The organism is Pseudomonas sp. HT11, from assembly GCF_044875395.1.
Classification (GTDB): domain Bacteria; phylum Pseudomonadota; class Gammaproteobacteria; order Pseudomonadales; family Pseudomonadaceae; genus Aquipseudomonas.
In genome coordinates this window covers 1,620,164-1,633,212 of sequence record NZ_CP173217.1, presented here as the reverse complement: position 1 = coordinate 1,633,212, position 13,049 = coordinate 1,620,164, and the positions used below count along the sequence as shown (strand labels likewise).

The following is a 13,049-nucleotide window of genomic DNA, read 5'->3' as shown; positions in this document are numbered from 1 at the left end:
CGCTCCATTAAACGCTGTGGGCCATTTCAAGACGGTGAGCCGTGGCGTGGCGGCGCGACAATGCCAGTACGCACACCAGCGAGACCGCCGCGATCAGGCTGTAAAACACTGCCATGGGCCACCATTGGCCCTGGTATTCGTGGGCCAGCCAGGTACCGATCAATGGCGTGAGGCCACCGGCCAGCGCGCCGCACACCTGGTAGGCCAGGGAGATCGCGGTGTAGCGCACGCGGGTTTCAAACAGGCCGCTGACAAACCCGGCGATCACCGCGTAGAACGAGGCCATGCACACCACGGCCAGGGCGATGCCGAGGATGATCAACGGCGCCTGCCCGCTGCTGACCAGCACGAACATCGGATAAGGTGAGGCCATCGCCAGCACGGTCATGGCGCACAGAAAACGCGTGGCCCCGACCTTCTCGGCCACCCAGGCAGCCAGTGGCTGGATGCAGAACTGGATGATGGCGACGACAAACAGGCATTCCAGAATCAGCGAACGCGGCAGGCCCAGTTGCTGAGTGCTGTAGGCAATCATGAAGGTGTTGGTGAAATACACGCCGGCAATGCCCAGGGTGTTGGCGCCGATGCACAACAGCAACGGGCGCCAGGCGGTTTTCAGCACTTCGATCACGGGCGCCTGGTCTTTCTGGATCGCCCGCGCTTTCTCGGCAATGGCCTTGTCTTCAAGGAATTCCGGTGACTCGTTGACCCCCAGGCGAATCGCCAGGCCGACGATCAACAGCAAGGCGCTGGCCAGAAACGGCAGGCGCCAACCCCAACTGAGCAGGTCCTCTTCCGGCAACCGGGTGACCGCGCTGAACGCCAGCAGCGACAGGATCAAACCCGCCGGGCTGCCCAGTTGAGCGAAAGACGCAAAGAAGTTTCGACGACCTTTCGGCGCATGTTCGCCGGCCATCAACACCGCACCGCCCCACTCACCGCCCACGGCGATGCCTTGCACCACGCGCAGCAGCACCAGCAATACCGGCGCCGCAACGCCAATTTGAGCGTAGGTCGGCAACAGGCCGATGCACACGGTGACCACGCCCATCATCACCAAAGTGATCACCAGGGATTTCTTGCGGCCGATGCGGTCACCGATATGCCCGAACACAATGCCGCCCAACGGCCGCGCGAAGAAGCCCACGGCGAACGTGCCGAACGCCGCCATGGTGCTGAACAGTTTGTCGTCGGAAGGAAAAAACAGTTGGCCGAACACCAGCGCGGCGGCGGTGGCGTAGATGTAAAAGTCGTACCACTCGATCATGGTGCCGATAAAAGCGGCGGCCGCAGCACGGCGCGGCTGCGGCGAAGCGGAAGGCTTCATGGGGCTGGCTCCTTTGGTTATTTTTTTGGCAGGAGAATGTCGAACGCACGCGCTCTGATGGCGCTTGGTAAGGGTGATTTATCGTCACAGGGCTATGATTAGTCAATTTTCTATTTATTATTCCGATTATAAATCCTGCTTATTATCGAGCTGCGCCATGCCCGAATTTCGCCGCGACAGTCACCCTCTGCTCAACGATCGACTGGACTGGAACCTGCTGCGCACCTTCCGTGTCATCGGCCAGGAACTGAGCATCAGTCGCGCCGCTGCGCGCCTGCACCTGACCCAACCGGCCATCAGTCAGGCGCTCAAGCGCCTGGAAGAACAGCTTGGCTGCCAACTCATCGCCCGCCGAGGCCCGCGCTTCGCGCTCACCGAAGCGGGTGAACAGATCTTCACCATCGCCGGCGAGATGTATGGCCAGGTGTCGCAGATGAGCAATGCGCTGCAAAAACCCGGCGATGAAGTGCTCGGCAAAGTGCGTTTGCTGATGATCAGCCGGATCAACTCCGAGACCTTCGACGACTTCCTCGCCGCCTTTCACCGTGAGCATCCGCGCGTGGACCTGGAGGTTGAAGTGATGCGCAGCTCGGACATCGTCGCCGCCCTGCTGGAAAAAACCGCAACCCTGGGCCTGAGCCTTAATCGCCGGCCACAGCCACGCCTGGAACAGCACCTGTTCCTGAGCCAGCGCTATGCGTTTTTTTGCGGGCGTCACCATCCGCTGTTTGGGCGCAGCGGCTTGGCGGAAGGCGATTTGCAGTCGGAGAATTTTGTCAGTTTTACCAGCGACCAGATTGGCGGCATGTTGTCGCCGCTGACGATCTTTCGTGACCAGCAAGGGTTCAGCGGGCGCATCGTGGCGTCGTCGTCAAGCCTGGAAGAGGTGCGGCGCCTGGTGATTGCCGGTTTTGGCTTGGGCTGTTTGCCGATTCATGTGGTGGCCGACGATGTAAAGCACGGGCTGCTGTGGCGGCTACCGCCGGATGACGGGATCGCCGATGTGGACATTCACCTGCTGTGGAATCGCGAGCAGAAGATGAGCCGGGCGGAGACGGTGTTTATCGAGCGTCTTTCGGCTCGGCTGGCGGGTGCTGCTGAGGATGCCAGTCACTGACTTCAACCCGCCAACGCCCGCTCGACGCTGCCAGCCATGGCCTGCAAATCGTCGACAGGGTTTCTACCGATCAGCATGAACCCATGGGACAGGTTGGCCCAATACACCACATTCAGGCCTCGGCGCTGCTCGGTCGCGACGGGCTGCGCGCCTTTTTTGCTAATCGTTATGCACAAGGCCAATGGCCCGTGGCGCGGGTCCAGGTAGGTCAGTTGACCGATCAGGACACCGTCATAATCGAGGATCTGCGCACGCCGAAACTCGGCGCCGGGCAGGTCTACCGCGCGAGCGGTTAACGGCAGGCCCAGTTGTGCGCCCACGGAACGCAGTTGGGCGGCCTGCAACGCGGGGTCGGCGCTGAGGTTTTCCAGGGTCTGCGGCGTGTACAAGGCCATGTACTCGGCAACCGAGGCGCGCCAGCCTTGGCCGGACTCCGCCCGTGGCCAGCTCATGAACACGCGGTCGGCGACCACACCGGCCACGGCAAACCCCGCCGCCACAGCCAGAAAACGCCGGCGACTCAAGGTGGGCGCCTGTACCGGGGGCAGCGCGTTGAGCATGGCCTGCAGGCGTTCGCCGGGGGCTTGGTCCAGCACCGCGTCGAACGCGGCCTTGAAGGGTAAATCGGCGCACTGCAAGGCCTGAAGGCGTGCGGCAAGTGCCGGGTCAGTGCTGACCTGATCGGCGATAAGCCGATGCTGCCCAGCCTCCAGTTCGCCATCCAGGTAAGCCACCAACAGTTCATCGGACACTGGGGTTGTGTGCGTCATCGTTGTGCTCCGCTGGCTTGATCCTGCCGGTTTTTTGCAGGGGCGGTCTCGGCCAGCTTCAAACGCGCGGCCGCCAGCCGGCTCATTACGGTGCCCACGGGAATACGCAGTACCTCGGCAATTTCCTTGTAGGAAAGCCCTTCGACATACGCCAGAAACACCGTTTCGCGCTGCGCCTCGGGCAAGCCGTTGACGCGTTTGATCACCTGCGCGGCCAATACCTGCTCCTGCGCCTGGCGTTCGCCATCGAAGGACAACGCCTGCTCCGCATCAACAAAACCCTGGCCCTGACGCACCCGTTGCGAGCGCACTTCGTTGAGCCAGATGGAATGCATGATCGCCAGCAGCCAACGGTCCAACCGCGTGCCGGCCGCGAACTGGCCGGCACGCTCCAGCGCGCGGACACAAGTGGCCTGCACGAGATCTTCGGCCAGGTGCTTTTGGCGCGACAACACCCACCCGTATCGCCACAAACGCGGCAACAGCAGGCCTAACTCGCGACGAAATTCAGCCTCGTGGGTAATGGCTGCCCCCTGCTCGCGCACTCAGTGGATTCAAGCCTGTGGCGCAGCGGCAATCGCTTCGGCCAGGTCTTCGTATTCTTCGCAGGTGGTGCTGCACAGGGCTTTGATTTTCACCAACTGCTCCTGCGCCAGGTCGACGCGGCCCTTGATCACGTAAGCCTCACCCAGGTATTCGCGAACCTGGGCGTAGTTGGGATCGAGCGCGACCGACTTCAGGTAATAACCGATGCCTTCATCGGTACGCCCAAGCTTGCGCGTGGCGTAACCGCGGTAGTTGAGGGCCTTGGCGGTGTTCGGGTTTTGCAGGGTGTCGAGCAAGGCCAGGGCCTCGTCGTAGCGCCCATCTTTGGCCAGGCGGTAGGCGTAATCGGTGCGGTCGGCATCCGAGGTGGCTTTGCTGGTTTGCAGCACGCATTTTGCGGTCTTGGTGTCCCAGACCTGGCCTTTGGGGCAATTGGGCTTGGGCGGTGCCGACTCGTCACCGGAGGCATGGGCCTGGCCCGCGAGTAAAGCGGCAGCCAGGCACGCGCCGTAGAACAGCGCGGTGCGGTAAGTGACGGGGTGTGGGTGACGGTTTTTCATGGCGGTCATGCTCCGTAGCGATAGGGAGGAAACATCACTTTTGAAACACATTGCGTGAACCCGGCAGCATGCGGCGCAGCGTGCCGTCGCCCAGTACATAGTGATGCCAGAGCGCAGCCACGGCATGCAGGCCCGCCAGCAGGATGATCGCCCAGGCCACATTGTTATGCAGGCCGCCAAGGGTGCCGCGCCATTCGTGATCGATCACGAAAGGCGCAGGAACCGCGAACAGTCCGAAAAAGTTGAAGGGTTCGCCTTGAGCCCAGCGAAACACAAAGCCCAGGGCAATCTGCGCGAGCAACAACAGGTACAGGCAACCATGCGCCATTTTTGCGAACAGGTTAAGCGTTGGGTGACTGTCGGCCTTCGGGCGATTGCCGCCGAACACACGCCATACAATCCGCACGACGATCAATAGGGCCATGGCGATGCCGAGCGAGATATGTACCGATTGCAGACCCTTGCGCAGCGGCGTGCCCTTTTCGAGGTTTTCCCAGATGTGCGCACTGGCAAACATGAAGATCACCACGGCGGCGGTGAGCCAGTGCAAAGTGCGGGTCAGGCGGTCGTAGCGGTCGGCATGGCGGTTCATGGGCGTTCCCTGGGTGGTCTGTGAGGTGAACACCGCAGCGGCGCAGGTTATTCGGTGAGGCGCGAAAAATTTATCGCGCTGCTCAATGGCGAACTGATCGCCCTGGGCGACAAGCTTGGGACCGAGCTGGCGAACCTGCTGTCGATCAATATTCAGGAAGCCGACGACGCGGCCACGAGCTCCGACGCCACGTACCACGGCGCAGTGAAATGGGTATTCATCGCCATGGCACTGGCGACATTCCTCACCGCACTGCTGGCCACGCTGTTTACCCGCAGCATCGTGCTGCCCTTGCACCAGGCGGTGCGTATCGCCGAGCAAGTGGCCAAGGGTGACCTGACTGTGTCGATTGTGGTGGACGGCAACGACGAGCCTGGGCAGTTGCTGCGTGCGCTGGAAACCATGCAGTCGGACCTTCGCGAAACCATCCACCAGATTACCGACTCGTCCAATCAACTGGCGTCCGCGGCGGAAGAACTCTCGGCGGTCACTGAGGAATCCACACGGGCCTTGCACGAACAGAACGGTGAAATCGAACAGGCCGCCACAGCGGTCAACCAGATGACCGCTGCGGTGGATGAGGTCGCACGCAACGCCATCAGCACTGCCGACGCCTCCCGAGACGGTGATGCCATGGCAGGCAACGGTCGCAGCCACGTGATGGACACCGTGGAATCGATTTCTTTGCTGGCCGAGGAAGTGACGTCGGCGACCGAAGAAATCCAGAGCCTGGCCGACAGTGTCCAAGACATCACCAAAGTATTGGACGTGATTCGCGCCATTGCCGAACAAACCAACCTGCTGGCGCTGAACGCGGCCATTGAAGCCGCCCGCGCCGGCGAGGCCGGACGCGGTTTTGCCGTGGTGGCCGACGAAGTCCGGGCCCTGGCACATCGAACCCAGCAGTCGACCCAGGAAATCGAGCAGATGGTCAGCGGGGTGCAGAAGGGTTCGACCCAGGCGGTATCGGTGATGCACAGCAGCAATGAACGCGCGCGCTCGACACTGACCGTGGCCCACTGTGCGGGCGAGTCGCTGGAGCGCATCACCCATGCGATCACGCGCATCACCGAAGGCAACCTGATCATCGCCAGCGCTTCCGAAGAGCAGGCGCAAGTGGCCCGGGAGGTGGATCGCAACCTGACGAATATCCGCGATCTGTCGGCCCAGACGGCCGCCGGGGCCAACCAGACCACCGCCGCCAGTCAGGAGCTCTCGCGCCTGGCGGTTGACCTGAACACGATGATTGCGAAGTTCGTGGTTTAAGCCCGCTTCAAGCTGCTGGGACAAAACGCCGGAAACGAAAAAGCCCCGTAGCGTGTTTAGCTACAGGGCTTGTGCCTTGGCGGCGTTGTTAACTCAGCTTCCGCGTTCTCTATTGGCCTGGGAGAGGACCGAGGCAGCGAGGGATTTGGTCTGGTCGCTGTATTTATCGCTCTGAAGCGCCTTCGCTGCTTTCTCCTCCATCTCGGCGCTCGTCTGCTTGTCTGTACCGCTCTGGGCCAACGCCGACGCGGCAAGGCTTTTGGCAAGGGCCGAGGCGATTGGATTATTGAGGGTTTGCGCCGCCAAAGTGGCCATCTTGCCGGAGGTTTTCTTGGTGTTTTTGCTCATGATGCAGGTCCTTTGCTGGGTGGGATTTCCTACCTGAAAATCGCTGGACCACGATAGTGAGTTGCAGAACGGGTCGCAACGCGCTGCCTGTAGGCAACGTTTGGGAAACCGGTACGAAAGGCGCAAGCGTGATGTAAGGCGTCTAATCAATTGCACTGATGGTTATTATCGAAACGCTCGCCTGTGTGATTGCCCGACCCGCTTCCTATAATCGCCTCCACTCTCCCTTCCCCTCGCCTGCTTCAGGCGACATGTCCCTATGGAACCCAATACCATGCCAAGCGCCAGCCCGGCTCCCAGCGGCCTTCCCGAACATAATCAACAGAGTGTCAAACAGCAGTGGCTGGCGATTCTCTCAGTCGCCGTGGGCGCCTTCGCCCTGGTGACCAGTGAGTTTCTGCCGGTGGGCGTACTCAACGACGTTGCCAGCGACCTCGGCATCAGCGCCGGCCACGCCGGCCTGATGGTGACCCTGCCCGGCATCATGGCCGCCCTCGCCGCGCCGTTGCTGTCTGTCAGCATTGGCGCCATGGACCGCCGTTACCTGCTGATCGGCCTGACGCTGATCATGATCATCGCCAACTCGGTGGTGGCCTACGCCAGCGATTTCAGCGTGCTGTTGTTCGGCCGCGTACTGCTGGGCATCAGCATCGGCGGCTTCTGGGCGACGGCAATCGCCCTCAGCGGGCGCCTGGCACCCAAGGGTGTGGGCGTAGCGAAGGCCACGTCAATCATCATGATGGGGGTGACGCTGGCCACCGTACTTGGCGTGCCCGTTGGCACCTGGCTCAGTGGCCTGATGGGCTGGCGCATGACCTTTCTGGTGACCGCGCTGGTGGGCGTGCCGGTGTTGCTGGCGCAGGTCCTCCTGCTGCCACGCCTTACCCCGGAAAAAGCCATTGAGGTCCGCGACCTGCCGGCCTTGTTCATCAACCCACAAGCACGGGTCGGGTTGATCGCCGTGTTGCTGATCGGGCTGGCGCACTTTGCGGCTTACACCTATGTGGCGCCCTTCTTCAAAAACAGCTCCGGCTTTGACGGCCCGACGATTGGCTCACTGCTGCTGCTTTATGGTGTGGCCGGGGTGATGGGCAATGTCTTTGCCGGTTTCGCTGCCAACCGCAGCGTCCGTTACACCTTGCTGCTGGTCGCGCTGATGATCGGCACCAGCACCGCGCTGTTCCCCTACTTCGCCACCGGCATGACCGGCGCCGCGATGTTGATCGGGCTGTGGGGCTTCGCCTTCGGCGCCTTCCCGGCCTGCGCCAGTATCTGGATGTTTGTGGTGGCACCCAAGGATGTCGAACGCGGCATGCCCCTGTTTGTTGCCTTGTTCCAAGTGATCATTGCCTTGGGTTCGTTCTTTGGCGGACGGATCGTCGATCAGATGGGTAGCGCGGTGTTGTTGAGTTTGGCGACGGCGTTGGTCGGCTGTGGGTTTGTGACGGTGTTGGTACTGGGGCGCAATGTGAGCAACAGCTTGGTGGCGCAGCCCGGCTGACCAGGGAGGAATAACTGAAAAGCCTGCTGGGCGTTGAGCTCAGCAGGCTTTTTTAGTTTTAGATGTTAGACAGAATCTGCCGTGTTTATCCGCCGGGAAATTATGTTCAAGTAGATCCACCAGCGCTTGGCTTGTGCATTGTTTTGCTAGGAATACATGTCGCTTGAAGGATAGCACTGATGAATGCAATCCACCGAATCCAATAGTTACTAACAAGAAACTCCAGAGGGGACGAAAAAAATAAAATGGATCCGTGGCTAGCTACGTTATATTGCACCGCCCCCCAAAGTAGAACGCCAGCAAAGCACAGCCAAAACCATTTCTCTTTAAAGTTATCACCAGAAAGATGCCTGCTAATTAAATAAAAACACAAGAACCCCAAAACAGAAATCATAAAATAAACAAATGTCAAAAAAATATTATCACTACTCATTATTCTTTATATCTCTATTCATATTATTTATTGTAATTCCATCAGCAAACGCATCAAAAGCCAAGGTGAATTTACTAGCCTCGACATATCCACGTTGATAATCACTACGAACATAACGAAACAGACGCCAAGAATCAGGCTTTAAAACCAACCTGGCCACACCGTACACTGACATCAATAAATCGCCGCCTCCATACGCCATATTCCCTTCAAACTCACCACCGCCCATTGCTTTAGCAACTTGGTGGTACACCTTGCGCACCGGCCCCTGAGTGTCCGAGCGGCGTTCCCACAAATTACGTCCACCCTCATAGACATTATTGGCTCCGTGCGCCATCAACGGCACTCCAGGGACCACACATAGCGTACCGATAGACCCGTAACAGATCCCTGCTCCGGCCGCGAATTGCAGTGCACCTGCAATCACCCCAATACCCTGTCGAGAGATCTCCATTGACTGGTCAAACAGGCTTTTTTGTTCGTTTTCCAAGTCCCTAAGACCCTGCTCTGGGGACTTTTTACCCTGCTCCACATCGTGGACAATACTTCTCGCGTAGTACGCCACTTCACGATTGAATTGCAACCGCAACACACCATTTTTGATATGCCGCGCGCTCACGGTACACGCCTGGTTAGCCAGAATGCTCCCAGCACGACTGACCTGCCAAAAATCACAAGTGCCGGACCTATCGCCATCCGTTCTGTCAGTTAACGGTTTCACTCATCGCCTCCCCAAGCGCTATAGCCTGTTGTGCCAGCAAGGTGGTGAGCCCACGTGATGCTCCGATAACGAATCGCTAGATGTTCCTGTGGTTCGGCATCGTTTTGTAAAATGACATGCGGCATATCCAGCGTCAGGTCTGTGATAACACCGCCTTCAATGGAGATTGAGTAAAACTTTTGCTGCTGTCCAAAGGAAGATATTCGATAAAAGTTAATCGTACATTCAATCTCCTCTCTACTTGAAAGCGCTTGAGCGAGTAAGGGTGACGATTTATCAACATTTTTTGTGAGCACAATTGGGCGATGCGTCGGCTTGTTCACGTTGCCAATATTCGCCATGTTATGGCTGTATGAGAGCACCATGATTTCATCTAAATGGCCCGGCTGACACTTATTACCTATCGATTCCTGACTTGAACAACCCGCTGAAATCAATCCTTGAACCTTACCGGTGATCGACATATAACCAGTGTTCGCCATGGGTAACCTTCTCGTACTCAATCAATCGGCTGAGTAGACTATTACAGCGATCAAGGATGCACGTGTAGGACGCGTCCGGTTCTCAGAAAAATCTGAGACTTCTGATTTCAGCGCACTGTCGTCGTCATAAATGGCGTTGAGCGCATCGGTAGGTCGGGGATTAGCCTTTTCACGATGTAACTACACGCTACGAAGAAGTTACTAATCTCTACCCTCAAACAGGATTGGGTGGCAGTTGTCCTCGGGTGTTCTGATGACCGAGGAAGATCAAGCCATTGAAGGAATGGCAAAACTTGGCGATACCGTTCGTCAGTTGCTCACGCGTAAATACTGAAGATCTCCGGATTGACGCTAATCGCCTACATGGGATGCCTGATGGCTACAGCTCAAGCGACGCAGCAGCCAGGCTAATTTTTCAGGTGGCTGATCAGAAAATCACCGTCGCTGGAGCGGCCGTTGATAAACCAGATCGTGATCAGGTTTACCGGAAAGCAACTGAGCGATTGAGCCTGCGGCCGATTTATAAGCCAACGCAAAAAAGCCCCGTAGCTTATTCAGCTACGGGGCTTTTTCTATGTAATGGCGGAGAGATAGGGATTCGAACCCTAGGTACCGGTGAAGGTACAACGGATTTCGAATCCGTCCCATTCGGCCACTCTGGCATCTCTCCAACGGCGCGCATCATAACAGTGTGTTTCGCGGAAGCAAACCCCAAAAGCGATTTTTTTCCGTGCTATCAGATGCTTGCGTCGATTAAAGCGGTACGCCGAGACGATTGGCGACTTCTTCGTAAGCTTCGATAACGTCACCGAGGCCCTGGCGGAAGCGGTCTTTGTCCATCTTCTTCTTGGTGTCTTTGTCCCAGAGGCGGCAGCCGTCCGGGCTGAATTCGTCGCCCAGGACGATGGAGCCGTCGTGGAATACGCCGAATTCCAGCTTGAAGTCCACCAGCAGCAGGCCAGCGTCGTCGAACAGTTTGCTCAACACCTCGTTGACCTTCAGCGACAGTTCTTTCATGCGTGCCAGTTGCTCAGCGGTGCCCCAACCGAATGCCACGACGTGGGATTCGTTGATGAACGGGTCGCCCTTGGCGTCGTCCTTCAGGAACAGCTCAAACGTGTAAGGGTTGAGCTTGAGGCCCTCTTCCACGCCCAGACGCTTGACCAGGCTGCCGGCGGCGTAGTTACGCACGACGCATTCAACCGGAATCATGTCGAGCTTCTTGACCAGGCATTCGTTGTCGCCCAGCAGCTTGTCGAATTGGGTCGGAATGCCGGCCGCTTCAAGTTTCTGCATGATGAAGGCGTTGAACTTGTTGTTCACCATGCCTTTGCGGTCAAGCTGTTCGATGCGCTTGCCGTCGAACGCCGAGGTGTCGTTGCGAAACAGCAGGATCAGGCGGTTGGCGTCGTCGGTCTTGTACACCGACTTGGCTTTGCCGCGGTAGAGTTCTTCACGTTTTTCCATGATGGGCTCCGCTTGCTAAATGGTGGGCTAGGCGATGTGTCGCCAGTCGAGCCCTGAATCTTGATCGGCCAGTTGCAGCCAGTCCGGGTCGCACCCGAGGGTGTCGACAAAACATTGCCGGGCCAGCTGCGGCAGGTTGTTCTTGCTGCTCAGGTGGGCCAGGACCAAGTGCTGCAGGTCTTGCCAGCCCAACTCATACACCAGGTACGCCGCCTGGTGGTTATTCAAATGTCCCAGCTCGCCGCCCACCCGCTGCTTGAGGAAGTACGGATAATGACCGCGCGCCAGCAAGTCTCGGCAGTGGTTGGACTCGATCATCAATGCATCGAGGTTGCGGTATCCGTCCAGCACCTTGGAACAGTAGGAACCCAGGTCGGTGAGCACGCCAAAACGTCGCTCCCCGTCGCTGAATACGTACTGCGTGGGCTCTTGGGCGTCATGCGCAACGGCAATCACATCGATGCTCAACGCACCAATCTGCAGCTGTTCGCCACCGGCCAGGAAACCTGCAGGTTCTATGGGTTTGCGCATCCCGCGCTGTGTGCCGCGACTCAGGTACACCGGAAGATTGTAGCGCCGAGACAGTAAACCCACGCCATGCACGTGGTCGGCATGTTCGTGGGTCACTAGAATCGCGCTCAGCTGCGCGGGGTGAACCCCCAGACGCAGCAGGCGCCGCTCGGTTTCTTTTAACGAGAAACCACAATCCACCAGCACGTACGTGTCGTCGTGGGCGACCAGCGTGCCGTTCCCTTGGCTACCGCTGCCGAGAACGGCAAAACGCATTGGATCAGCCCAGGTTGTCCTGAATCACGCCCAACACTTTGCGCGCTGTTTCAGCCGGCGCAACGGTGTTGATGTTTTTCTCGACGGTGACTTGCACGCTTTCGCCCACTTTGCTCAAACGAATCTGGTAGCGCTCGGCGCGGGTTTCGACTTCTTCCTTGGTCGGCTTGCTGCCGAACAGTTTGCCGAAGAAACCTGGCTCGTCGTCTTTCTTCTCGGCTTTTTCAGCCACGTTGATGTAGTACAGACCCAAGCTACGGTTGATGTCTTCAACGCGCCATGGGCCTTTCTCCAACGCGCGGCCGACACTGGCCCAGGCGCGGTCGAGGTCTTCACCCAGGTTCAGCACCACGTTGCCGCTGCCGTCCTCGGTGAGGCTGACGCGGTTAGGCGTGTCGTAATCACGCGCAGCGAGAAGCGACACCGAACCGCCCTTCTCGGAGATACGGCTCATGCTGGCCAGCATCTCGTCGACCAGCGCGGCGTCCACGCCCATGTTGACCGAACGTGGGGTGAAATCGACAGCGGCGGTGCTGCCGGCAGGACGCTCGGCGCTGACCACGTAGACTTCACTGGTGTTGCGCTGCACGCCCGGCTCGATGCGCACACGCACACGGGCTTCGCTGTCGGCGGCTACACCGCCGGCCTGCAGGCGCTGGGCCATGTTGGCGGACAGTTCGCTGCTGCGCTGCCAGGCAGTGGTGAATTCACCGGTCTGCGGGCGTTGCTGGTCAATGCGAAAACCGTTGTCCTGGAAGAACTGCACCGCCACCGGCCAGACTTCGGCAGGTGGGCGCTGGGCGATAATCCAGCGGTTGTCGCCGCTCTTCTGCAGGCTGTAGTCGCTGGCGTCAGCCACGGCCGAGATCGGCTGTGGACGTGGCACCACGTATTCACCCTTGGTGGTGTCGTCGGCAACGTTGCGCGGGATAGGCAGCAACGGGTCAAGGCGCTTGGCGACATTGACGTCCGGCGGCAGTTGCATCGGTTTGGTTGCTTGTGCTTCCAGGTAATCGCTGCCGCGGTCACGGAAGTAACCATCCGGGCCCCAAATCCAACCGCAGCCACTGGTGCTGGAGATAATCAAGGCAAGTGCGGAAAGTCCGGCCAATCGCTTCATGCGTAGTGCTTCC

Annotated in this window: 14 protein-coding genes and 1 tRNA gene; 3 read left to right on the top strand and 12 right to left on the bottom strand. The window is 58.8% G+C overall.

The genetic code is table 11. From position 1 onward, the window contains the following. Nucleotides 1-7: 7 nt before the first annotated feature. Nucleotides 8-1,327, bottom strand: a complete 1,320-nt coding sequence (locus tag ABWL43_RS07370) for an MFS transporter (protein ID WP_106576997.1) — start codon at nucleotides 1,325-1,327, stop codon at nucleotides 8-10. Between the two features lie 157 nt (nucleotides 1,328-1,484). Here ABWL43_RS07370 and ABWL43_RS07365 point away from each other — a divergent pair, with 157 nt between their 5' ends. Then, nucleotides 1,485-2,444, top strand: coding sequence for a LysR family transcriptional regulator (locus ABWL43_RS07365; RefSeq protein WP_404487335.1), 960 nt, complete (start codon nucleotides 1,485-1,487; stop codon nucleotides 2,442-2,444). A 2-nt stretch (nucleotides 2,445-2,446) separates the two neighbouring features. On the opposite strand, the gene ABWL43_RS07360 is transcribed toward ABWL43_RS07365, so the two are convergent. From ABWL43_RS07360 to ABWL43_RS07345, 4 genes are all read right to left on the bottom strand, one after another. After that, nucleotides 2,447-3,214 (bottom strand): anti-sigma factor family protein, encoded by a 768-nt coding sequence (locus ABWL43_RS07360; RefSeq protein ID WP_404487334.1) that lies wholly within the window; start codon nucleotides 3,212-3,214, stop codon nucleotides 2,447-2,449. After that, nucleotides 3,211-3,696 (bottom strand): RNA polymerase sigma factor, encoded by a 486-nt coding sequence (locus tag ABWL43_RS07355; protein WP_404488375.1) that lies wholly within the window; start codon nucleotides 3,694-3,696, stop codon nucleotides 3,211-3,213. The genes ABWL43_RS07360 and ABWL43_RS07355 overlap by 4 nt, the downstream gene beginning before the upstream one ends. Nucleotides 3,697-3,768: 72 nt before the next feature. Further along, nucleotides 3,769-4,320 carry a tetratricopeptide repeat protein gene (locus tag ABWL43_RS07350; protein WP_177410078.1) on the bottom strand — a complete coding sequence of 184 codons (552 nt, stop codon included), beginning with the start codon at nucleotides 4,318-4,320 and terminating at the stop codon, nucleotides 3,769-3,771. 34 nt (nucleotides 4,321-4,354) lie between these two features. After that, on the bottom strand, nucleotides 4,355-4,912 hold the full coding sequence (locus ABWL43_RS07345; RefSeq protein WP_404487333.1) for a cytochrome b: 558 nt from the start codon (nucleotides 4,910-4,912) through the stop codon (nucleotides 4,355-4,357). A 54-nt stretch (nucleotides 4,913-4,966) separates the two neighbouring features. Between ABWL43_RS07345 and ABWL43_RS07340 the strand changes: the two genes are divergently transcribed. Continuing rightward, nucleotides 4,967-6,178, top strand: a complete 1,212-nt coding sequence (locus ABWL43_RS07340; protein WP_404487332.1) for a methyl-accepting chemotaxis protein — start codon at nucleotides 4,967-4,969, stop codon at nucleotides 6,176-6,178. Nucleotides 6,179-6,271: 93 nt separating this feature from the next. Here the strand turns inward: ABWL43_RS07340 and ABWL43_RS07335 are convergent, their stop codons facing one another. Beyond that, nucleotides 6,272-6,526 (bottom strand): hypothetical protein, encoded by a 255-nt coding sequence (locus tag ABWL43_RS07335; protein ID WP_242194070.1) that lies wholly within the window; start codon nucleotides 6,524-6,526, stop codon nucleotides 6,272-6,274. Nucleotides 6,527-6,800: 274 nt separating this feature from the next. Between ABWL43_RS07335 and ABWL43_RS07330 the strand changes: the two genes are divergently transcribed. Next, on the top strand, nucleotides 6,801-8,027 hold the full coding sequence (locus ABWL43_RS07330) for an MFS transporter (protein WP_145162905.1): 1,227 nt from the start codon (nucleotides 6,801-6,803) through the stop codon (nucleotides 8,025-8,027). Nucleotides 8,028-8,452: 425 nt separating this feature from the next. On the opposite strand, the gene ABWL43_RS07325 is transcribed toward ABWL43_RS07330, so the two are convergent. The 6 genes from ABWL43_RS07325 to bamC all read right to left on the bottom strand — a co-directional run bounded on the left by ABWL43_RS07325 (nucleotide 8,453) and on the right by bamC (nucleotide 13,036). Further along, nucleotides 8,453-9,181, bottom strand: a complete 729-nt coding sequence (locus ABWL43_RS07325; protein ID WP_404487331.1) for a DUF4225 domain-containing protein — start codon at nucleotides 9,179-9,181, stop codon at nucleotides 8,453-8,455. After that, nucleotides 9,178-9,663, bottom strand: a complete 486-nt coding sequence (locus ABWL43_RS07320; RefSeq protein WP_106577007.1) for an Hcp family type VI secretion system effector — start codon at nucleotides 9,661-9,663, stop codon at nucleotides 9,178-9,180. The genes ABWL43_RS07325 and ABWL43_RS07320 overlap by 4 nt, the downstream gene beginning before the upstream one ends. A gap of 580 nt (nucleotides 9,664-10,243) precedes the next feature. Beyond that, nucleotides 10,244-10,333, bottom strand: a tRNA-Ser gene (locus ABWL43_RS07315). Nucleotides 10,334-10,416: 83 nt separating this feature from the next. After that, nucleotides 10,417-11,130 carry a phosphoribosylaminoimidazolesuccinocarboxamide synthase gene (purC, locus tag ABWL43_RS07310; RefSeq protein WP_016971341.1) on the bottom strand — a complete coding sequence of 238 codons (714 nt, stop codon included), beginning with the start codon at nucleotides 11,128-11,130 and terminating at the stop codon, nucleotides 10,417-10,419. 27 nt (nucleotides 11,131-11,157) lie between these two features. Further along, nucleotides 11,158-11,916, bottom strand: coding sequence for an MBL fold metallo-hydrolase (locus tag ABWL43_RS07305; protein ID WP_119738968.1), 759 nt, complete (start codon nucleotides 11,914-11,916; stop codon nucleotides 11,158-11,160). Nucleotides 11,917-11,920: 4 nt separating this feature from the next. Further along, the gene (gene bamC / locus ABWL43_RS07300; RefSeq protein ID WP_106577011.1) at nucleotides 11,921-13,036 is read right to left on the bottom strand and encodes an outer membrane protein assembly factor BamC; all 1,116 of its coding nucleotides are present in this window, start codon (nucleotides 13,034-13,036) and stop codon (nucleotides 11,921-11,923) included. Between the last annotated feature and the right edge of the window lie 13 nt (nucleotides 13,037-13,049).